Annotated in this window: 16 protein-coding genes and 1 pseudogene; 5 read left to right on the top strand and 12 right to left on the bottom strand. The window is 45.9% G+C overall.

Going from position 1 to position 21361, the window contains the following annotated elements; translation table 11 throughout:
• Positions 1-5 precede the first annotated feature (5 nt).
• The gene (locus C5745_RS10005) at positions 6-1337 is read left to right on the top strand and encodes a RagB/SusD family nutrient uptake outer membrane protein (RefSeq protein ID WP_105716853.1); all 1332 of its coding nucleotides are present in this window, start codon (positions 6-8) and stop codon (positions 1335-1337) included.
• A gap of 80 nt (positions 1338-1417) precedes the next feature.
• Here C5745_RS10005 and C5745_RS10010 read toward each other — a convergent pair whose 3' ends face one another.
• Entirely contained in the window at positions 1418-1819 is a 402-nt protein-coding gene (locus C5745_RS10010) for a hypothetical protein (RefSeq protein WP_105716854.1), read from the bottom strand.
• A gap of 414 nt (positions 1820-2233) precedes the next feature.
• Between C5745_RS10010 and C5745_RS10015 the strand changes: the two genes are divergently transcribed.
• Entirely contained in the window at positions 2234-2845 is a 612-nt protein-coding gene (locus tag C5745_RS10015) for a hypothetical protein (RefSeq protein WP_207795769.1), read from the top strand.
• A gap of 34 nt (positions 2846-2879) precedes the next feature.
• Here the strand turns inward: C5745_RS10015 and C5745_RS10020 are convergent, their stop codons facing one another.
• Together C5745_RS10020 and C5745_RS10025 are read right to left on the bottom strand one after the other, a co-directional pair.
• Complete coding sequence (locus C5745_RS10020; protein WP_105716856.1) at positions 2880-3872, bottom strand: AraC family transcriptional regulator; 993 nt, start codon at positions 3870-3872, stop codon at positions 2880-2882.
• A 95-nt stretch (positions 3873-3967) separates the two neighbouring features.
• Positions 3968-4360: a hypothetical protein gene (locus C5745_RS10025; protein WP_105716857.1), complete on the bottom strand. Its 393-nt coding sequence runs from the start codon at positions 4358-4360 to the stop codon at positions 3968-3970.
• A gap of 223 nt (positions 4361-4583) precedes the next feature.
• Here C5745_RS10025 and C5745_RS10030 point away from each other — a divergent pair, with 223 nt between their 5' ends.
• Both C5745_RS10030 and C5745_RS10035 read left to right on the top strand, forming a co-directional pair.
• Positions 4584-5537: a hypothetical protein gene (locus tag C5745_RS10030; protein WP_105716858.1), complete on the top strand. Its 954-nt coding sequence runs from the start codon at positions 4584-4586 to the stop codon at positions 5535-5537.
• 105 nt (positions 5538-5642) lie between these two features.
• A complete protein-coding gene (locus C5745_RS10035) occupies positions 5643-5945 on the top strand; it encodes a hypothetical protein (RefSeq protein ID WP_105716859.1) in 303 nt (100 codons plus the stop codon).
• Between the two features lie 108 nt (positions 5946-6053).
• On the opposite strand, the gene C5745_RS10040 is transcribed toward C5745_RS10035, so the two are convergent.
• Positions 6054-8888: a M16 family metallopeptidase gene (locus C5745_RS10040; RefSeq protein WP_105716860.1), complete on the bottom strand. Its 2835-nt coding sequence runs from the start codon at positions 8886-8888 to the stop codon at positions 6054-6056.
• A 2-nt stretch (positions 8889-8890) separates the two neighbouring features.
• Entirely contained in the window at positions 8891-9796 is a 906-nt protein-coding gene (locus tag C5745_RS10045) for a MutS-related protein (protein ID WP_243403304.1), read from the bottom strand.
• Between the two features lie 39 nt (positions 9797-9835).
• Here C5745_RS10045 and C5745_RS20620 point away from each other — a divergent pair, with 39 nt between their 5' ends.
• Entirely contained in the window at positions 9836-10030 is a 195-nt protein-coding gene (locus C5745_RS20620) for a hypothetical protein (RefSeq protein ID WP_243403305.1), read from the top strand.
• A gap of 9 nt (positions 10031-10039) precedes the next feature.
• Here C5745_RS20620 and C5745_RS20810 read toward each other — a convergent pair.
• From C5745_RS20810 to C5745_RS10075, 7 genes and pseudogenes are all read right to left on the bottom strand, one after another.
• Positions 10040-10237: pseudogene (locus C5745_RS20810) on the bottom strand (MutS-related protein); the annotation flags it as partial.
• On the bottom strand, positions 10234-11574 hold the full coding sequence (locus C5745_RS10050) for a MutS-related protein (RefSeq protein WP_105716929.1): 1341 nt from the start codon (positions 11572-11574) through the stop codon (positions 10234-10236). The pseudogene C5745_RS20810 and the gene C5745_RS10050, both read right to left, overlap by 4 nt.
• A gap of 2 nt (positions 11575-11576) precedes the next feature.
• Positions 11577-13874, bottom strand: a complete 2298-nt coding sequence (locus C5745_RS10055; RefSeq protein WP_105716862.1) for a Gldg family protein — start codon at positions 13872-13874, stop codon at positions 11577-11579.
• 15 nt (positions 13875-13889) lie between these two features.
• Positions 13890-14834, bottom strand: coding sequence for an ABC transporter ATP-binding protein (locus tag C5745_RS10060; protein ID WP_105716863.1), 945 nt, complete (start codon positions 14832-14834; stop codon positions 13890-13892).
• 120 nt (positions 14835-14954) lie between these two features.
• The gene (locus C5745_RS10065) at positions 14955-16328 is read right to left on the bottom strand and encodes a RagB/SusD family nutrient uptake outer membrane protein (protein ID WP_105716864.1); all 1374 of its coding nucleotides are present in this window, start codon (positions 16326-16328) and stop codon (positions 14955-14957) included.
• 10 nt (positions 16329-16338) lie between these two features.
• Positions 16339-19959 (bottom strand): SusC/RagA family TonB-linked outer membrane protein, encoded by a 3621-nt coding sequence (locus C5745_RS10070; RefSeq protein WP_165793063.1) that lies wholly within the window; start codon positions 19957-19959, stop codon positions 16339-16341.
• Positions 19960-20116: 157 nt separating this feature from the next.
• The gene (locus C5745_RS10075) at positions 20117-21361 is read right to left on the bottom strand and encodes a FecR family protein (protein WP_105716866.1); all 1245 of its coding nucleotides are present in this window, start codon (positions 21359-21361) and stop codon (positions 20117-20119) included.

The raw sequence follows: 21361 nt of genomic DNA on the forward strand, positions 1-21361 counted from the left end.
TAGAAATGATGAAAAAAAATATAATTCTAATCTCGATATGCTTTCTCTTCCTAGGATGCGAACGCTATCTAGATGTTAAGCCTGATCAAAAATTAGCGACTATAACTACAAAAGATGACATATGGGCATTGTTGGGCAATGAAAACGTGCTAAATTCTATGACCATGCAAGGGGAAGATATGTCTGATAATTATTATATGAGATTTGAAAATTGGAATGCCATCTCTAATTTAGCTTATCGGAATAGGTATATCTGGGATGTTGCGGCAGAAGACGATGTGTCTTGGTCTGTATTATACCATCGTGTATATTATACAAACGTTGTTTTAGAAGCAATGGATGATATGGAGAAGCTATGGAGTCGAGTCGAAACAGATGAAATAATTGGAACAGCTTTGTTTTATAGGAGTCAGGCGTTTTTTGAACTCCTCACATTATATAGTTTACCTTACTCGATAGATGTCGATGGTAGCCATTTAGGGATACCTTTAAGAACGACAGCAGATATAAATGTTTCTTTCAATAGATCTCCTGTGAAAGAATGTTACGACAAGATAATCTCCGATCTTTTGGAAGCAACGGACAGACTGCCTTCTTTGTCTCAATTTCCTACCCGACCAACAAAGCTCGCGTCGCAAAGTCTACTTGCCAGGATTTATCTAGCGATAGGCGATTATGAAAATGCATTTACTTATGCAGGAAAAGTATTGCAAAATAAAGCTGATCTGCTGGACTATAATGCACTAAATGGAACCGAGGTAACACCATTTCCTCTTTTTAATAAGGAAGTAATTCATCATACCGCAAGTTATAGTACGCTACTTATACCAACCAATTGTATCGTGGATGATGCGTTGTATGCCTCTTATGGTAGCAATGACCAACGGAAAGAACTATTTTTTCAGGAAGAGAATGAAACTTTTACTTTTAGGGGGAGTTATGCGCAGGATCTGTATACGCATTTTACCGGGCTTTCAACGTCCGAGGTGTACCTTATTTACATAGAATCCGCTATTCGTACAGGACAAGTTAGTGATGGGTTGGAAAAACTTACCTTATTCCTTAGCCATCGATACGATAGTTTTGATATGGAACTCGAAAGCAAATTAGAGAACGAGTTGCTCGATTTTGTAATGGATGAAAGAAGGAAGGAATTGGTTTTTCGCAATAGGAGATGGGAAGATATTCGAAGGTTAAATCTTCTTGGAGAGGAGATAAGTATCCGTAGGCAACTGGCGGAAAATATATACATACTCGAACCAGGTAGTTTAAATTATGCGGTTTTGATACCGATAGAAGCAATAGCGTACGGTGGAATTCCACAGAATAATCGATAAAAAAGAGTCTATAATTAATGCCCTCATAAGCATATAAACTTATGAGGGCATCAAACTTAACAATAATGCCTACTAGCTCACTAATTCCTAAGCTTAATATTGCTATTACTTGGTTGGCCACCGGCCTGAATTGCAGCCATTATGTCATCAACGAATGTACTTGGCAAAGATGGCTGTCCACCATTGTCAGTCGCGTTTACTGCACAAAGTTCGTTTCCAGTGCTACAAGTTGGTTCAGGATTGTCCTCGTCGTCGTGAAGGGAATAGTTTTCCGGTTTTTCAACTTCCAATCTGGTTTGGTTGGGACCGTTATAGACAAACCATTCTGAAGATTGTGTCTTTTTAATTTCATCGGAAGTTGTATTTTTCTTCTCCTCCTTCTCATCTCCATTTCCATTAGGAGCAGCAGATACTGTTCCGATTAAACATAGTGCAAATACCGTAAATGCACCTTTTAGATATTTTATTTTTAATGCTTTCATAGCAAATAACTTAAAATTTTAAAATTTGGTTGTATAATTTGTTAGAGGGCATGCCCGTACCGCTAAGAATAGACACCTGCAAGTGCCTGGGGCATTGATCAGCACACCCCGCGGGGGAAAGGCGCGTACTTACGCCACCGCCAAACGGTGGGGCCGTTATGTAAAATAGGGGTGATATGTCTGCTCCGTGTTTCCATTTCTTGTATATCAAGCGCTGGCTATTATCAACCAGTGTCTGATACAAAAGTAGGGCAACTTCAGAGGCAACGTTTGTCTATGTTTGCGATAAGGTGTTGTCCATTTTTGACAGCTGATGTATCTATCTATAAATTTGTTAACTTAGTGCAGCTATAACAATTGTTGATATCAAGATCATGGTACAGTATGTCGATTAAGCAGAAAGATTGGGTATGGATGATGTTTCCGAGAGAGCCACAACTCGGGTTGGTTCTTGCCGTACGCGAACATACCGTCGTTCTTCGATTGCTTGCCGGATACAGAAGGTTGCATGCTGCACGCGAGGTAGTAGCCAAGCGCATGGTGTGCAAAGCCGAACTGAGTGAGGAGGAGATCCAGCAGTTGCCATGCGGTAAGCGCCCCCTGCTCTTGGGGCGTGCACAACAGATCGTAGCGGTTAATCGTATTTTTCCAGATAACGACCAACGAAAGGAGAGGCGCGTGTATTATTGCAGGCGCTGCGAAGCTTTCCATACGACGGCACATTTTAAGATACCCGTGCAGATACTCAAGAACCTGGCCGCTAATCCCTATACACCACAGTCTCCAGAAGATTACAGCAGGGGGCAAGACCGAAAAAAAGTATGGCGCTGGCTACGTACCGATATAGGCGTCGTCGTTTCCTTGCGGTTGTTTGATTATTTGCTACCGGGCTATGGTAACGATAGCAAACGCGATGCAGTAGTAAAGATCCTGATCGATCCACTTGACTATCTCCACTATCTTTTTCTCTTTCTATATAACCGCCGGAAAGACCATATCAAGAACCGGAATATACCGCAGCACTAAATAGGCCTGCTTTTACAGTTGGGTTCGGGCTGTTTTATCTGTTTCGGAATGCACCCGGCGTTTCACCTGTATGCTTTTTAAAGAACTTGCTAAAGGCAGCCACACTGGAGAACCCACATCGTTCGGCAGCATCGCCCACCTGCCCGTAGGCGAGTAGTTCTCTACGGCAGCGTTCGAGCACAAAGCGATCTTTATATTGCTTGGCCGGGATACCGGTCTGCCGTTTGAGGATGTGGCTCATGTGCGATTCGGAAAACCCCATTTTTTCTGCAACTTCCGGTAGGCTAAAATTCTGACCATACATATCTACATGTGCTTTTATGAGGTTTATAAATTTGTAAATCAGATGTTTATGCATGTCTTTGTGATCATATTCTTCATGTATCTTTTGCTTGGAAAGTTCGATCAATCGGATCAATCTTTCCAAGATAAAACTTTCGTTGTGCAATTGCTTGGCCACTAGATTCCGGCACAGGGTCTCGATATAGAGCTGGGTGATTGGGCCTACGCGGAAATCGATGCTGCATTTCGGCAAAGGCGACTGGCTGCGGTAAGCATCTAGTAGAGGGTGCAGAAACGTATACTTGGTATCGTTGCCGTCACGGAAAATCGAGGCGCGGAAGTAGAAGCCAAAAATGGTCGACTTGCCAGGAGGTAGTGCAATATGGTAATCTTCGGGAGGTAAGTACAGGTATTGGGCGCGATGGTTGGCTACTTTGGATAATAAGTGGGTATCTTGATTGTAAAGCTTGATGGGACCGCTATCCGAAAGCACATACAGGATATGCAGATCGGCATGATCTATTTCAAATGGAATGTGCCGCTCATCTTCCAAGAGTATATCGATAAAGTAAAGGTACCCCTGATGTCCATCAAATTCTTGTAACACAGCTTCTTCTTGTTGATTCTTCCAGTAGGTTTCTTCGGCATTTCGCATGTGTATACTATGGTTGATTTCGGTTAAATCGGCTCGTGAGTCTACTTCTTCAAAGTATTCATGCAAGCCCAGATGCATGCTCTTTTTCATAAGGTTATTTTATTGATAATGAAAGGTAAAGGATTTTAATATCCCCTGGGAGCGCTGTTCGGCTTGCTCCCAAGGAAAGGCTGATACTGATGATATTAAAGGTTTTGTTTGTAACGGATAAAGATTGCCAGTTCCGGAACGAGTACGCTCGGTGTTGAGGTAAGGGTAAAGGTAATCTCGTCTAATCCAAATAAGATGAGTTCTTTAAGGTCATCACTGTTTTCATTTGCACGGGTCTCTTTGTTAAACTGTACCATGGTGCGCTTCTCAAAATGGTCGGCAATGGCGTTGGCCAGCCGGAAGGTGAAATCGGCAGGCATGATGTCCAGTTGTTGATCCTGGTGAGGCAGCAGGTCAAAAGATTCGCGCATCCACCCCTTAAAATCGGTACGGATGAAGGTTACCTCCGCGCCTAATTCGGCATCTGGAAGTCCTACGACCGACGCTTGTTTCTGACTAACGCCGGAGTTGTCAAATGTGTATTTCATAAGAATTTGTTTTGATGAAGCAGGCAAATAAGTTGTTTTCAGCACTGATCACAAGAATTATCGGAGCAAATAGGACTGAAATAGGCTTTTATCAAGGTTAATCTTAAATAGCAAGCCGATGGATAACGGTCTTTTTGACAAAAATTTACCCATAGGGCATCGTTGTTTAGGGAAATTTATTATCTTAGGTTCGAATTATAACTCGTAAACCAACGTAGAAATTTTGAAGAAGCCTGTTTTTTTGCTCTATGCATTCGTTATTGCGCTGCTGTTCAACCTGAAGGTATGGGACGCTGATATTCTTGCACGTTTAAAAAGCCACAACTTAATTCCGTTGCTGCTCATCACCATAGCTGGTTTTTGGGCGTACGCGATCTGGATAGGTAGGCAGTACGGCAGATTATTGCGTAAGCAGCATAACATCGGGCTGGAAACGGAAACCATTCCGTTATCGTACAGACATCAGCTGGGATATATCCTATGGGCAATTGTTCCTGTTGTGATCGTGCATATGGCGTTTATCTGGTGCGTGGCATCCATTGTACCGAATACGCAGGCAGTCGTATTTGCCTATATGCGTGATTACCTACCTGTTTTTGTGCTAGTGGTTGGCGGTTATACCGGCTTGCTACTTTTTCGTCCCGAATATGCGTTGGAAAACAGCTTTCCGCAGAAGGTGGTAGAGATCAAAGAGGTGCTGCCGCCAGATATAGATGAACGGGTGGGATTGTATACACTGTTTCAGCATTTAATGAAGCAGCAGGGCTTAGGGCCCGTATTCGACTATACGGACGGTCTTTCGGTTCGCTTTTTCGATATAGCGTTGATAAAAACACATTCTAAAGAATATTATGTATACTTAAACGACGGTGATAAGCTGCGGGCAGACGACATTCTGAAAGAATTGAAAGCGCGGGGGCTTGACCGTTGGATGATCAAGATATCGAAGTACTACTGCATCAATATGCTGCTGGTGGCTTATCCCATAGAGAAACCAAGATCGCATGTCGAATTGACCAGGACAATATATAGCCGTATGGTGCAAAAGATACCTGCGGAAGATTTGGATAAGATGTGTAAAATTGGGCCGGTGATGAAAGACGCGGTAGAGAATTTTTTGGCTGATAATGATGGAATGAAGTATGAAGGTTGGGATAGCTTCATTCCTTTGCGTTAACGTTTTAATATCCCATATTTTATAAACCTATTCAACTGGAGTGGGCTGGTCATGTGTTGACCTTGAGGAGGGCTGTTCGGCTGTTGTTCTTTAATATTTCCAATTATGCAAAGTGGACTGAATCATGTAATCGAACTGCTAACTGCAATCAAGAACCTCCTGAGTGAACTTGTCAAATTGTTTCGCGAACTTGTCGATATCAAGCGGCAACAGCGCTTGCCGCTGCAGGAACGACACATCTGGACAAAGGAACAGGTACTGGAGAAGATGAATATGACCGAACCTACCTACAACCGTAATCTGAAAAAAGAAATACTCGATCCAATGCGTTTGAGCGGTGGCGATTTGTATTTTGAAGAAGATCTAATCGAAGCATTGAAGAAAAGTAGGAGAAGCGGAAAGATATAACGCCTGTTGGTGCGATCGGCGTCGTTAGGTCAGCTGTGTCTAAAAAAAAGAGAGCCTGCAAACTAGCAGACCCTCCTAAACTAAACTAAACACAGTCTTAATTTCGATTTATTCGGCTGGATAAAGGACAAACTTGAAGAGCTGTGACGGCTCTAGGTACTTCTGTGCCAGTGCCTGTACCTTTTCAGGGGTAATCGTTCTGATCAGTTCTTTCTCCTTGTAGATGCGGGCCGGATCGAGGTTGTCGATGCTGCTGCTCAGGAGATAGGACAGCCAGAAGTTATTGTATTTCAGCTGTTGATCGCTGCTGAGCAGTTTTTCGGCGATGTATTTGTCGATATCCTCTTGGCTGGGACCGTTCATCCGTATGGCCTCGATCTCTTCTAACGCCGCATCAACCAGTTTATTAACTAGTTTTGGGTCGGTGACGAAAGAGATATTCATACCGAAACGTTTTCTAGGGTTTTTGGCTAAGGATGGTGAGACACTGATCGAATAGATACCGCCTTCTTTTTCCCGAAGTCGTTCGGTCAGTTTTATTGTAAGGGTGCTGGATAGTGCGTCCATCAACAGGTTGTTGTATTCGCTGTAGTCTTCGTATGCACTTAGATAGGCCATAGCTACGGTCGACTTGTCTTCGTTCCCCTGGCGAATATCGAGCTGGATGCCTTTTGCAGGCGGGTATACGCCGTTGTCACGGAATTTTTCTTTGCGCGCTAGATTCGGCAGCGTAGCCAGATACTGTTTGATAAAAGGATCGATAAGTGCGCGGTCAAAATTCCCGACGATAACGAATGTAAAATCGGAGGCATCGGCAAACCGTTCACGGAAAATTTCCAGGGAGCGGTTGAGGTTGATCTGATCGATCTTAGCTGCTGTGGGTGCCGTTTTTCGAGGATCATTATCGTAGAGTACCGCTGCGATGCTGTCGGTAAATACGGTAGTAGGTTGCAGATGGCGGTTCTTTAGCGCAATCTTGGATTTCTCCAGGTTGGCTTCATTGAACGCGCTATCCAAACGTGTGGCCGTAAAGTAGCCGTAGATCAGCTCGAACGCGGTGCCTAGATCTTCTTTTGTAGAATACGCCTTGATCCCTTCCCCAATCTCGTTGATAAATGGGGATGCGGATGCGTTTTTGCCGTTCAGGTATCTTGACAACTGTAAGGAGCTGAACGGACCGAGCCCGCTGTTGACGACGATGTTTGTGGCGTTGACAGCCGACTGGTAATCCTGTAGGTCGTACTGCGAATACCCGCCAGGACTAAAGGACGTGATCTGTATTTCGTCATTTTTGAACGTGGTCGGTTTCAGGACAACTTTTGCCCCGTTGCTAAGCAGAAGGGTTTGCGTACCGATAGCGCTGTCCTGATGCTCTTCTACGATATCTCCAGGCGCAGGCAACGGGCCCAGAAGTTGGTCGGCGACCTGTTCCTCCTCATAGGTTGTTACATCTTGCTGGCGCGCATGCGCGATCCAGGTGTCGATCTGCTGCTCCGTGGGGGCGTTTTCCATGTCTTTGGTGTGGACAAGGATCATATCGCGGTTGATGTCCTGCTCAAATTCATCAGCACAGGCAAGAATTTCGCGCGGCGTAATTTCCTGGATGGCCTGTGTCAGAACTGGATGGAGGTACTCGAACGAAGGCGCTGGTTCATCTTTCAGATAGTACGCCAGGATCTGGTCCATGTGCGCTTTCGAACTCGTCTTATCATATTCTTTTAGGCTTCTGTCCAGGCTTGTACGATAGTCTGTCTTGACGCGGGAAATTTCGGAGGCCGTAAAACCTTGTGTTCTGATCTGCTTTAAGACGCTATATACGCTGTGGATACTAGCCTGTAAACTGTCTGGCTTTGGCATAATCTGGATGCCGCTGCTCTCTAGGTTACTGACGATTTTTCCGTTGCTGAGCGAGGCTGCCAGGTAGGGCGTTTGGGCATCACGTGTCTTTTCGCTTAGTCTGGTGTTGGCGAGCTGGATGAAGATATCTTTTGCCAGAGATCGCTTATAATCGCTTACATGTTCGGTCTTTACGGCTTCTTGCTTATAGAGGATCTGTAATGATGTTTGGGTTACTTCATCGTCTGTGAACGCAAGAAACTGGTTTTTGCCGGTCAGCGGAATCGGATAATTCACTAGCTTCGGCGCTCTCTTCGGATTTTTTAACCCCGAAAACTGAGCGACGATTTTCTCTTCCATTTCGGCCACGTTGATATCGCCCACGACGATGAGGGCCTGAAGTTCCGGACGGTACCAATCTTTATGAAACTGACGTATCTCTTTGTATTTAAAATTTTTCAATACCTCTTCGGTACCGATAGGCATGCGGTATGCATAACGGGATTGATTGGTAAGCATCGGAAAAGTCTTTTCCTGTAGGCGGTGGGACAGGCCGCCTCGTTGCCTTTTCTCTTCGAGAATAACACCGCGCTCCTGATCGATCTCCTCGTCCTCTAACAGGGCGCCGGCCGCCCAGTCGCGCATGATAAGCAACCCTTGTTCCAGTAGCTCAGGATCGGACGTAGGCAGGGGAAGCTGGTAAACGGTTTCTTCGAAACCGGTATAGGCGTTCAGATCTGCCCCAAAGCGGATGCCGGCTTTTTGGAGGTAATCGACCAGCGCGTTCTTAGGGAAATGCGTCGTGCCGTTGAAATTCATGTGTTCCAGAAAATGGGCTAATCCTTGTTGTTTGTCCGTTTCCAGGATGGAGCCAACTTTATTGGCCAGATAAAAGAGAACCCGGTCTTTCGGTTCGGTATTGCGCAGTATAAAGTACTGGAACCCGTTGGCCAACTTGCCGACCTTGACCCCGGGATGGAGCGGAATCTGTTCGTTGACAGGCTGCGCCTGTTCCTGGTTCGCCTGCGGGTTCTCGGTGGCCCGGGCCAATTGGCTGGTGCTTACCGAAAGGGCGAGTAGTGCATAAAATAAAGTTGTATGTCGCATGTCTAAATTGTTGTTTTGCTTTTTTCTAATAGTTCGAGCACATGCTCTTTATGAATAAGTACCATACCGTGTTTGTCGCTGCTGATTCCCTTTTCTGCTTTGTAGGTATAGGTTGGTGTGGGGCCGTCCATGACCGTTGGCAGGTACAGGAACTGTGTTTCTGGCGTTTCCCTGCCTAGCTGCTCGCCAACTTCGACGATATGGGTGGAAATGAGGTACTGGCAGGAAAAATGTTGCTGGAACGCACGGGTCACGGCTAGTGTTGCTTCGAAAGCGTCTTTGACATTGGTGCCTTTGAAGAGTTCATCAAAAATGACCACAAGACGTTTGCCTTGGTGTACGGCTTTGGCGATCTCTTTTACGCGGAGTACTTCAGCGTAATAATGGCTATGACCGAGGTTGAGGTTGTCCTCCACATTGATGGACGAGTAGAGTCCGTCTTTTATCGAGAAATGCATCTCTTCAGCAGCAACGGGAAATCCCAAATGGGCCAGATAGACTGCAATACCCAGACTCTTCATGTAGGTGGATTTGCCCGCCATATTCGCGCCCGTCAAAAATATAAGGTTTTTGCCCTTGTCATACTGCAGGTCGTTTCCGATCGCATGTGGAATGGTAGGGTGGTATACGTTGCGTAGATGTAAGACCTGTTCTTCCGCGGGGTGGGATACAGCGGCTACAAATCCGCGGTCGTTGGCCACCTGCGCAATGGATTGATAGCAATCGATATAGTAAACGATCTCCAACGCGTTCTGCAGGTGGTCAGCCCATTTACCGCGCAAGTAGTAGTCGCATTTCACCGCTAGCCCCACCGGGAGGCCCTGCTCGTGCCACTCGACCTCTTCTTGCAGCTGGGGCAGTTCGGTTGTCTGGCGTAGCCAAGCCTGTCCCAGAGGCGTACCCTCCATCAAGCCTTGCGTGTCGGAAGCGTGCAGATCGACTAGATATTGACGCAGATCCGTCGCCAGCCGCAACACGGCACGGACGCTGTCCTCGAAGTGCTGACTTTCTTTACGCAGTCCCATTTTTCGCAGGAAGGCAAACCGTGCAATAGTGTATATACTTTTGGCGTAAGATCGGTTAGTGACGCCGGACACGAAGTTTTGTGCAAGCTCCAGGCCGGCCGGGTCGATGCGGAATAGGGCTTCCTGTTGCCGGAAGAATGCGATGAGCGCGCTTCGGTGCTGTATGGCTGATCGATCAGTAAGGGGCGTTTTAAACATGCTCTCCAACAAGTGTTCTCCACCGTATGTGCTGGTCTGATTGAAGAGCGAAAAGACCGAGTTTCGGCTGTATTTTCCTAGAATATGCAGATCTTTCAGGGTCTGTGTATCTGTAATAAAGCTCATATCTGTGTCGGGTTTTGGAGGGTTAGCAAATCGATGATGCCTTCGTTTTCGATGATGACCATGCCGTGCCTGTCTTCCGTGATACCCTTCTGCAGTGCATAGGTATACGTCGGTACGCCGTCTTTCATAACGGTGGGCAGAAACACGTATTGGATATGGGGGTGGCTCTGCCGGAGTTGCTCGCCGGCTTCCAGAATGTGCGTGGAAAGAACAAACTGGCATCTGGGGTGCTGGTACAGGCGGGATGCGATCTCTACTGTTCCCTCATAGGCGTCTTTGACATTGGTGCCGCGGAACATTTCGTCGAAGATGATAAATAGTTTTTTACCCTCGGCAAGCTGTTGGGCGACCTTCTTGACACGTAGCACCTCGGCATAAAAATGGCTATACCCCATTTGAATATTATCGGGCAGATTGATAGAAGTATAAAGGCCGTTTCGGGGCGAAAATACAAGCTGTCTGGCCGGAACAGGAAAGCCCATATGCGCCAAGAACAGTGCAATACCCAAAGACTTCATGAAGGTAGATTTACCAGCCATGTTGGCACCGGTAAGAAACGTGATGTTATGCGTCTTATCCATGTGGATGCTATTGCTTTTTGCACCTTCAATAAGGGGATGAAAAACATGGTCGAAACTTACTTCCTCCATTTCGCCCTGATATACCGACGGCATGGAAAAACCATGTTCACGTGCCGCCTGAGCTGCGGTAAGGTATACGTCGAACATGTAGATGTCCCGAAGTAGACGGCGGAAGACGTCTTTTTCTTCGAAACGTAAAATATTGTCGTACCGGATCACGTCCGCCCGTTTTATCCGCTGCTTTTCATCTATTAATGGAAGGGCGTCGAGGGCTGTCTGTCGTAGGGTTGTTGCAAACTGGGCTAGTTGCTCGGTATAGCGGCTGCCGGCGCCCGTCGATGCGTCTGCTAGCAGTGTTTTCCAACGATGGATTATCTGCGTGCAGCTGCTGATGCCTGATACGATTTTTCTATACTCGGTGTCTGCTCCCAGAAGCGATTGTATACGTTCCTTGAAGCTCTTGTTTCCACCGTGCAGTCTGCTACGTTCATCGGTCATATCCAAATAGAACAGTGCCTGGTCAAACCAGATGGATGCAAACGGGAATGTGGTCGGGTGGTCGATAAAATACCCTATTGTTTCCGTTCGCTTTTCGATGGCTGCGGCGTCGGAAAGGGGATAGGTAAACCACTCTTCAAGCAATTCGGAACCGCCGACGGTGGCTGTATTATTAAAAAGCTGAAATACGGAGGCTTTGCCACGTTGAGCAAAGATACTCAGATCGTCTAATGTTTGTTTGTCGACTAATAAACTCATGGTTACCTTCCTCTTCTTCTGATCCATATGATGATGCCGATGCCCAGCATACTCAACGGGATGATGATTTTGAATAATATGTTAAAATATGTCCATGAGCTTTCGCCAATACGCAGCGCGGTATCAATAGGATCCGGCAGTCGCATGTCGATAGGAACTTCGCCATCACTGAGCCAATAGAATGCCGTGCTCACTAACGAGAAGTTGGCGGCTGTTATTTGATTACGCTGCGCGAACAACTCGCTGTTGCTGATCCAGTCGGCGTCGCCAGTGACAAGAATCTTTTGTTCTCTGCCGCCCAGTTGGCGAGATAGAGCGACGACCGTGGGGTGTTTGCCTTCCCGCTCATTAGCTTCTTTACGCAGGACGGGCTTGGCATCGATAAAGTTGTTACTCTCTATTTCGTTCCAGGTGCCGACGCTGTCTGTAGCAAATAGGACAGTGGCGTCAAAGGGCGAACTGTCGTCAATCGCGATTCCTGCAGTGCCTGGCATCGTAATGACCTCTTCCCTGCGGATCATCGGAGCCAGGTAAAAGGAAAAGTCAACGCCGGCAGAAGTGGGTTTGAGTGCCAACAGATCGGGTTGTAACGCCTCCTGGTTTTTGACCAGTGTGCCGGGCTCGAGTGCAACACCAAGTGGTTTGGCTATTTTATTGAATATCTCGGCTTGTCCTGGTTCGCCTGCTAAAAGCATATTGCGTCCGCTTTCAATGTACTGGTTCAAATGAGCTAATTCTATTTCGCCGTATGGTTGCCGCGGCTCCGCAATGATCAGGATATTGATATCTTGCGGAATGGGTTGGGATAGATCGACTTCCTTGAAATCAAAACCCTGGTTGATCATCGAGTAACGGAACGTCTTTTCCTGGGTGATGGTTTTGTACCCGCGATCCTGTGACGATCTGCTGTCACGTTCGCCGTGGCCGGTGACAAAGCCCACGACAGGAAGTTGGTCGACCACCAGTCGTTTTATGGCCGCGCTGATTTCCGATTCTGTTGGTACGCGCACCATATCGTTGTATACACGTAAGAAGGTTTTTCTGCCATTCTCCCGCTCTAATACCCGTACAAAACGGTAGTCCTCTCCGGATAGATCTACTTGGTCTTTTATAGCGTTGTATGGAAGGATATCGAAATTCCATTTGTTGAATTTCCGTAGGGTGTCTAGCCGCTCCTCGGGATTAAGTGTAGGAAATTGGCGATCCAAAACAGGGTTTTCGGTGTTGTGGTAGTAATAAACGTATTCCATCTTTGTTTCGGGTTTGAAACGTATGTACTTTTCAAACCTGCTGACATCATCCTTATACGAAGAGGGGAGGCCGATAAAATTATTGGCGTCCAGCATGTTCACATAGGTGGTAATCTTGAAACCTCCATCGAGTTGGGCCATGATGGCCTGGCTGGATGGAGTTAATGTATTTCGTTTCTGATACGTGCTGTCGTAGTAGCCTTTCAGGGCCGGAAGGGTGGTGAGATAGCCCAATACGCATACGATCATGACCATACCGCCGAACTTAAACAGATGGATGGCGGTAGACTGGGTTTTCCTTACAGCTTGCAGCCTGAATATCGAAAACGATATAAACAGTATGTCAACGAACAGGAAGTAGAAAAAATCTTCTGTTGTAACCATCCCGGCGATAAACGTATCGGTTCTGCCGTTTATAGCCAGCCAGTAGGTAACCTCGCGAACGAACGGGATGTCCTGCCAAAGGCCACGGGCGAAATTCATGGCCGCAAAAATACACAGCGTACCGATTGCAGCAACGATGTTGTAGCTTGTGAGCGACGACATGAAAAGGCCGACGGCACTATAGGCCGATAGCAAAAGGAATAAGCCTAGAAGGCCAACCAACATAGGGTAGATGTCTGCGTTGACCAGCGTCGTGGAGGTAAATAACACAAAGACGCCAATGGTCAGTGTCAGGACGAGGCCGAACAACAGCAGTGCGAGATATTTGCCAAGAATAATCTGGCTGTTGCTAATGGGGGAAGAATACAGCAACTTGATCGAGCCGCTACTGTATTCGCGGCTCATGATGCTCATTGTTAGAAGCGGCATATAAAGGTACAGGTAGCTTTGTACTTTTGGGAAAATGCCGCCCCATACTGAAGAAAAGAGGCTTTGCGTGGCATTAACGAGAGCGATATTCATGGATTGCACGCGAACGAGCCCATCGAAGTTGTTTGTAAAAAGGAGTCCGATCTGAAAAGTGAATATCGTGAGGATGAGCCAAGCAACTGGAGAATAAAATAGAACCTGTAGTTCTGTTTTGGCTATTTTAAAAGTTGTTTTCATGTCTTTGCGAGTTGTTTATGCTTTTCTCTTCTTTTTAGTCATTTCAGCGAATACGGTTTCTAAGGAGCTTTTTTCCGAAAAGATTTCGATAAGGTTCCACTTTTCTTTTACGCTGGATGCTACTAATTGTTGGATGAGCTCCTGCGTGTTTGTCGAACGGATACGGAACCGCACGTTACCGATAGGCTCGACGTCGACAACATGGGGAAGGGCCTGTAGATAATCGACGGACGGCGGCGATATCATACCGACCACTACACTATTTGGTGCTACCTGGTTGTCAAACTCTTCCATCGACCCGGAGAAGACCATCCGCCCTTCGTGAATCATCCAGATATGATCGCATAGCGCCTGTACTTCCTGTAGGATATGCGTAGACAGGACAACGGTACGCTCTTGGGCGATTTCGCGGATTAAATGGCGAACGTCCAGTATCTGGTTGGGATCCAATCCGTTGGTCGGCTCGTCAAGCACCACGAAATCGGGCTCATGGATAATGGCCTGAGCAATACCCACGCGTTGTTGATAGCCTCCTGAGAGATTTTTTAGCAGGCGCTTTCGGAAATGAGAAATATTGCATTTGTTTAGCACGTTGTCCACTGCCGCGGGTATTTTTTCAGAGGACATCAGACGGAGATTTGCTGTATGGATCAGGTATTCTTCTACCGTGAGCTCCGGTAACAGCGGAGGCTGCTGGGGCAAGAAACCGATATGCCGCTTGGCCTCCACCGATTGTGTGGCCATGTCTATTCCGCGGATCAGTACTTGTCCGTGGCTCTGGTTGAGCACGCCACACATAATGTTCATGGTCGTTGACTTTCCAGCTCCATTGGCACCCAAAAGACCATATATACCATTCTGGCGCACTTCCAGATTAATATCCTTTACGGCCCAGTGCATATTGTATTTATGCGAAAGGTCGATCACCTGCATAATAGGCGGTTCGTTGTTTGTAGTCATTTTTTTGATTTTTTTAAATGTACGAGACAGGCAGCTTATACGTTCGTAGGCTGCATGGAGAACGAACGGCCGGTCAGCGTCCGGCCGTTCGCACCTAAGCTTCTGCTGTGTGCAGTGCTATTATCTCGGATTTTGTTTTATTTCAGGATTTAGCACAATGTATTTACTGGCTATAGGAAAAACATAACGGTTGCTATTAGGCTCCAAGGTGTAGGTCTCTCCCTTAAAAGTACGTGTTTTCGTGCCGATGAACCCTTCGTTGGCCAGTCGTTTTTGGTCAAACCAGCGCAGTCCTTTTGCCATGAGTTCCCGACGGCGTTCGTTGATTACTTCGTACAGTATATCGCGCTGACTATCCATATCTAACGGCTTGTAAGCTTCTGCCAAAAAACGATGTTGACGAAGTTCGTTCAAAACCGGTAGCGCTTCTTTAAATGTATTGGTATTACGTGCGAGAACTTCTGCTTTGATCAGCATCATTTCTGGCACGGTTGGACCGTTTGTAACGGTGGCATTCGTTGTTATAATGCGGTGCTTCCAATAACCTTTTCCTTCAAATGCATTCCAAGTGCCAAAAGCGTCTCCTTCTGCAGTAAATAAGGAATCCCGCAAATCACCTTCCGCAAATAAGTCTAGTAAATCGGGGTTTAACGCTAATGTAGGGAATGAAATACGGCTACCTTTCAAAAACAGTTCTTCGGGATCGTCCAGTGTACTTGGATAGGTATTAGACGACGAAACATATGCTTGCAGATCAACGAGCCCGTTTTGTTTTTCCAATACGGAGTTCGCATATTGCAATGCTTTTTCGTAATCTCCCATTTGTAAATATACGCGGGCGAGAATACCTTCAGCAGCTCCTTGTGAAGCTAGGACATTCCATTCTGCTTTTATCGGCAGATCAGGAATGGCTGTAGTCAGATCCTCAATAATTTGATCGTAAACTTGCTGCACAGGTTTCCTGTCCAATGGTGCATAGAGATCTGGCCTGGTGAGCAACGGAACGCCAAGATCGGATGCCGCGGTAGCGGCATTGTACTGCTTCGCATACATATTAACCAGATAGAAATAGTTTAATGCACGGTGAACTTTAGCCTGTGCGAGAACATTTCGTTTCTGATTTTCTGTGCCTTCTAAACTGTTCATGACCTCTTCGTTGATCAGGTTAAATAAGTAAATTTGCTTATACATGCCCGCCCAGTCTTGATCTTCTTCATTGTCGCCGACGATATATTCATTCCAGGTATAAGCGTTCGCGTCGTTCAAACCTAAACGGTTGAGATAAGCTTCGTCTGTAGAGTATATATCGTCGCCCGCAATGATGGGATAATAATACGATTGCAGGACATTGGTCGAACTGTTCAACATGTTCTGATAATCCTGCGTGTATTTCAGTTCTCTTTTGCCAACAAGGTCAATTTCCACATACTCCCTACACGAACTTAGCGACAGCAATAAGATGATATAAGTTAATTTTTTTAATGTAGTTTTCATGTTTTTCTTTCTAAAACCCAACGATTAGACGAACCATATAACTGGTTACGGGGGGCATACTGCTATAGTTGCCGTCAAACATATATTCGGGGTCGATATCCCGATCGGTTTTTTTCCAGAGTAAGCCGATATTGGATGCCGTCGCGCCCAGACGCAAGGAACGGAATGTCTTATTCCCATTAAGCAGATGTGGTGGGAAGTTGTAATCCAAGGATAAGAGCTGAAGCCTGATATGGCTGGCATCCAAGACATTTATGTCCGCATATTCGAAACGGTTGATGTTATTGAAACTGGTGTTAATTATACCGGGGATATCGGTGCGTAACTCATCGCCGGGTTTCCGCCAACGATCCACGAGAGCTTTGCTATTGGAAAGAAAGCCAGTAAATCCGGCTGGATTATTAGGATATTGGGAGGAATTCACTTCTTTCCAACGGACTTTGTGACCAAAATTCATGGTAATGCGGGCGGTAAATGTCAGGTTTTTATAAGTAACATTATTGGTCCATCCTCCAAAATAAGGTGCACTGGAACGTCCCGTATAGACTAGATCTTCTGGGGCGAAATCGACTGTGGAAGCGTCTGCATCCAGGATATTTCCGCTCGCGTCAGAAATCCTCGAACGCCCTTTATCATCTAAACCTGCCCATCTGTATGCAAAGATCTGATCGATTGGATAGCCATCGATTGGTAAACTAGCTGGGGAAGGTGTGTTTGATGTCCTCGGGAAACGGCTATCAGTGACCTCATTATCACTATAAGCGATGTTGAACGAACTATTCCAGATCCACTCGGCCTTTTGGATCAAGCTTCCCTCGATTATGATGTCTACGCCGTTACTTTTCATGTTGGACGTGTTGAATGTAAGGTTCGACCAGCCGTATGTGGCGTTATAAGGTACACTGGCCATAATGCCGTAGGATCTTTTGCTGTATACATCTATTGTGAAGCCCAATCTATTCCTTAATGTTCGCAGATCGAGTCCCGTATTAAACGTACGCGTATTTTCCCAGCCGAGCATTTGGTTTCCAGGGATACTTATTGATCCAGTAGGAAGCTGTGTCAGTGCATCGATAATTGACGGAGAATATAGGGTAAAAGCAGTGCCGTTTGTTGGAACAGATCCACCGGTACCAATGCTGGAGCGTAAACTTAGACTATTGATCCAAGGTTGGCTGCCCATAAAATGTTCTTTATGTAGGTCCCACCGCAATCCTGCGGACCAGAATGGTTTTGCCCGTTTGGTACGCTCCACGCCGATGATCGTTGCATCGTCAAAACGCATGCTTCCGGTAAGATAATATTTATCCATCAAGGTATAGCCTGCATTAGCGTAGTAACTTAGGTAGCGGATACGGTCGATATTGACGGGTGCATCTTGGATATTGAGTGTTTTATTTCCTCCATAGATGTCTTTGTAAGGTACAGTGGGGTTGATAACGACAGACTGGTAGGTGTCCTTATCGAATCCATAACGCGTTTGCAGGTAACCCATACTGGTATTCTGGCGGATTTCCGTTCCGGCGAAAACATTGACGTCGTGTATGGCGTTCCATGTTTTCGATCCATCCAACTGAAAACGAAGGCTATAATCGTCTCCTTTGTAATTCGATGTTACGAATTTGCCGCCCACAGGCACACCATGTATAAGCTTTCCTGTACCGTCAATCGTGGTGCCGAGATTAATCAAACTGCGCATTTCGTAACCCTCTTCGTCACGTAAACTTTCCATGTTGCGCAGACCGCGCTGGTAACTACCCGATAATGCAGCGTTTAACCAAGTGAAGGCGCGATAATTTAGCGATGCCGTAACACGGGTTTTATTATCATCGTATTGGTCATTGTTGTATTTAAGTTCGTCTATGTGATTATAACTCCATGGTAAATATCCTTGGCTCTCAAAACGCTCTTGCATGACTGAGGGCGTAAATTCGTAATAGCGGCTGATCGTATTTCCAGCCGCGTCCAACAGCATGTCGTATGGTTTAAGTCCGAAGTTCCCTGGACTAATAGCTCGTAATGCCGCCGAGTTGACTTGGCTTTTTTGTAACATATGATTGACACCTAAGCTAATGCGCAATTTGTTGTTGAAATAACTGTTTTCCAAATTGAAGGTTAGCGATGTGTTGTTGGAATTGTTTGCCCGGTATATAGGTCGGTCGTTATCATGTACAACCGATGCAAAGTATTTCGCGTTATTTACCGAACCATTGAAGGATAAGTTGTACTGCTGTGTCAGCGCTGATTGCAGGAGATGATCTCGAATCTGCCTACGGTTGTTCTGTTCTTTAAGTTGACTAAGATTCCTGTCTCGCTCTTCTAACGATATATCACCACGTTGGGCACTGAACATGGTATGCAGCGCATCGGATATATTGGGCGCACGCCAGCCCGAAATGGGGTCGTAATAAAAGTTATTGTCGAATAGTTCTTTTTCGAAATCGATATATTCGGCGGCATCCATGGTTTTAAGTTTTTCCATGTCCGCGGGTGCTGAGATACCCATTGTAGAGGAGAAATTGACACTGTTTCTTCCACCACGGCCGGCTTTGGTTTCGATGACAATAACACCGTTTGCTGCCCTAGATCCCCAAATGGCTGTCGCCGCGGCGTCTTTAAGTACCGTAATGCTAGCTATATTATCTGGATTAAAATTATTTAAGATGCTGGCACTCTGGTTTGTTGCGTATAGTCTTCCATCTCCTGTTGGATTGGTGCTTAACCGTTGCTCCATGGCTGGAAATCCGTCGATGACAATAAGTGGTCCACGAGCTCCATAGTATGAATTTGCTGAGCGCACAAGAAGATCGTTAGTCTTCATATTAAACTGTACGCCGGGAATTTGGCCTTCTAACCGCTGCATTAGGCTTAAGGCAGGGCTTTCTTGAATCTTTTTCTCATCGATAACAACCATGGATCCAGTAGCCTTGCCCGGGTCTAATTTTTGATATCCCGTATTGGCTTGAATCGTAATTTCTTCAATGGCCGAGGTATGCTGTTTAAGGATAAAGATCGGCCCCAGTTCCCGGGCCTCTGTAGCGCTAAGATCGATCTGGCGGGTCTCGTATCCGAGATAGCGTATCTCCAAGACGGCGTTTCTCGGTATATTTTCCAGGCGAAATACGCCTTTTTCGTCGGTTCTGGTTTGGTTTGAGGTGCCCTTGAGCCGGACACTTGCGCCTGCTAAAGGAACTTTATTGGCGTTCGTAACAACTCCGGTAATGGTTCTGCGCTGTTGCTGACCGGTAACAATGATGGTGTTGTTTGTTACCTTATAGGTTAAAGGCTGACCCTGAAAACATAAGTCCAATAGCGTGCTGATATCCACGTCTTTAAGTTGCAGGGTTAGTGGTGTGAATGCCTTGATGTGGTCTGGCTGGATGACGTAATCTAAACCGCTTTGTTGGCGGATGTGTTGTAAAACATCTTCTAGAGACGCTTGGCGTACGTTTAGGCTCAATTTTGGTTGAGCATTTACGCCTAACGCTGTCTGCAGGAACATGACAAGAAAAAAGAGACAGAATAACTGAAACCGCATGAGTAATTTACGTGTGTTTTTAAAAAAGCGGTTGGCCTCAACGGTTAGTTTCAAAGCCTTTTGCCTTTCATTAGCTAAAAAATATTGGTACATTTGATTGCTGATTTTTTGTCGTAACATATCCTGTATACGGAAATGGCACGTAATTCATAATTTGATACAAAACGAATGATAGCTTATCAGAAAGTCAGTCGCTAGGGGCGCGCCAACGCTCCTAGTTTTTTCTAATAAACAGTGTCTTTAAGTCTGTTTAGGGGATAACCATGAGCCTCCTTTCTTTTCCTTTTTGTTGGATGTCAAAAGTTAGTCCTGTCGTACTCTCTAAAATTTCAAGTACTTCTTTAAGCGTTTTATTGCGGGAGATGGTACTGATGTACCGCTGCTCATTAACAGGCCCCAGATATTGTACCTCGACATCATACCAGCGCGCTATCTGATCTAACATCTCTGGCAGGGTATTGTCCTCAAAATAAAAATCCGCATTTTTCCAGGAGAGTTCCTTCCGGATGTCAACCTCTTCCAGACGGAGGTCTGATTCGTTGGACAGGCTTGCCCTTTGACCCGGCTTGATTAATAATGCGGTGGGACTGCTTGGTGTTAACAATGATATGGATCCAGTTTCGAGTACAAAACTTTTGCTCTTGTCGGCCGGATATGCCTTGATGTTAAATTTGGTACCCAGGACGTGTACCGCGGATTCTCCCGTGTGTACGACGAATTCCCGGGAGTGACGTTTACCTTGAACGTCAGAAACTTTTTTATTTACTTCAAAATAGGCTTCTCCTTCGAGATACAGGTCATTTTTGATGTCGTTAAAATGTACTGGAAAGGTAAGTTTACTTTCTGCATTCAGCGAGACACGTGAACCATCGGCTAAAATAACGTCATAAATGCGGCCTCTGGGTACGACGATCGTATTTGTCTGTACTTCATTTGTGCTATAGTCGGACGGGGCTCCTTGATAGGCTATTTGACCGCTTTTACTGAAATCAATAGTTAGATTTTTATCGATTTTTTTGTTGTTCGCATGATGCTCATCCAGATTGACTTTCTCGCCGTTGGATAAAATAAGTATGGCACCACTCCGGGCGGGGCCAACATCGGTTTTTGCGTATCTAACAGAATGCGAGCGGGGAACGGCGAGTGTGTCGCTGCGGACGATCTCTGGCTGTTGCTGCGGTATGATATTTTTCTCGTGGGACGTGAAATAGTAAACAGAAATACCCAATAGCATTACGGAGGCGGCTACCGCAAGCCATGATATCGGCCTTTCTTTTGGCTTAGAGTGATGTTGCGTATACCGCTGTAAACGAATCCCCACTTCGTGTAGATCTTGTATCAACATATCTTCTTCTAGGTCGAAGGAAGGAGAAAGACGTTTTTGTTCGATATACCACGAATCAATGAGCGCCTTTTCCTCCGGGGTACAACGGCCCTCGGCGTATCGTTGGAAGAGTGCTGCATCTATTTTGATATTTTTATTCGCGTCTTTCAT

Source organism: Sphingobacterium haloxyli (assembly GCF_002980525.1).
In the GTDB taxonomy this organism is placed as follows: Bacteria; Bacteroidota; Bacteroidia; order Sphingobacteriales; family Sphingobacteriaceae; genus Sphingobacterium; species Sphingobacterium haloxyli.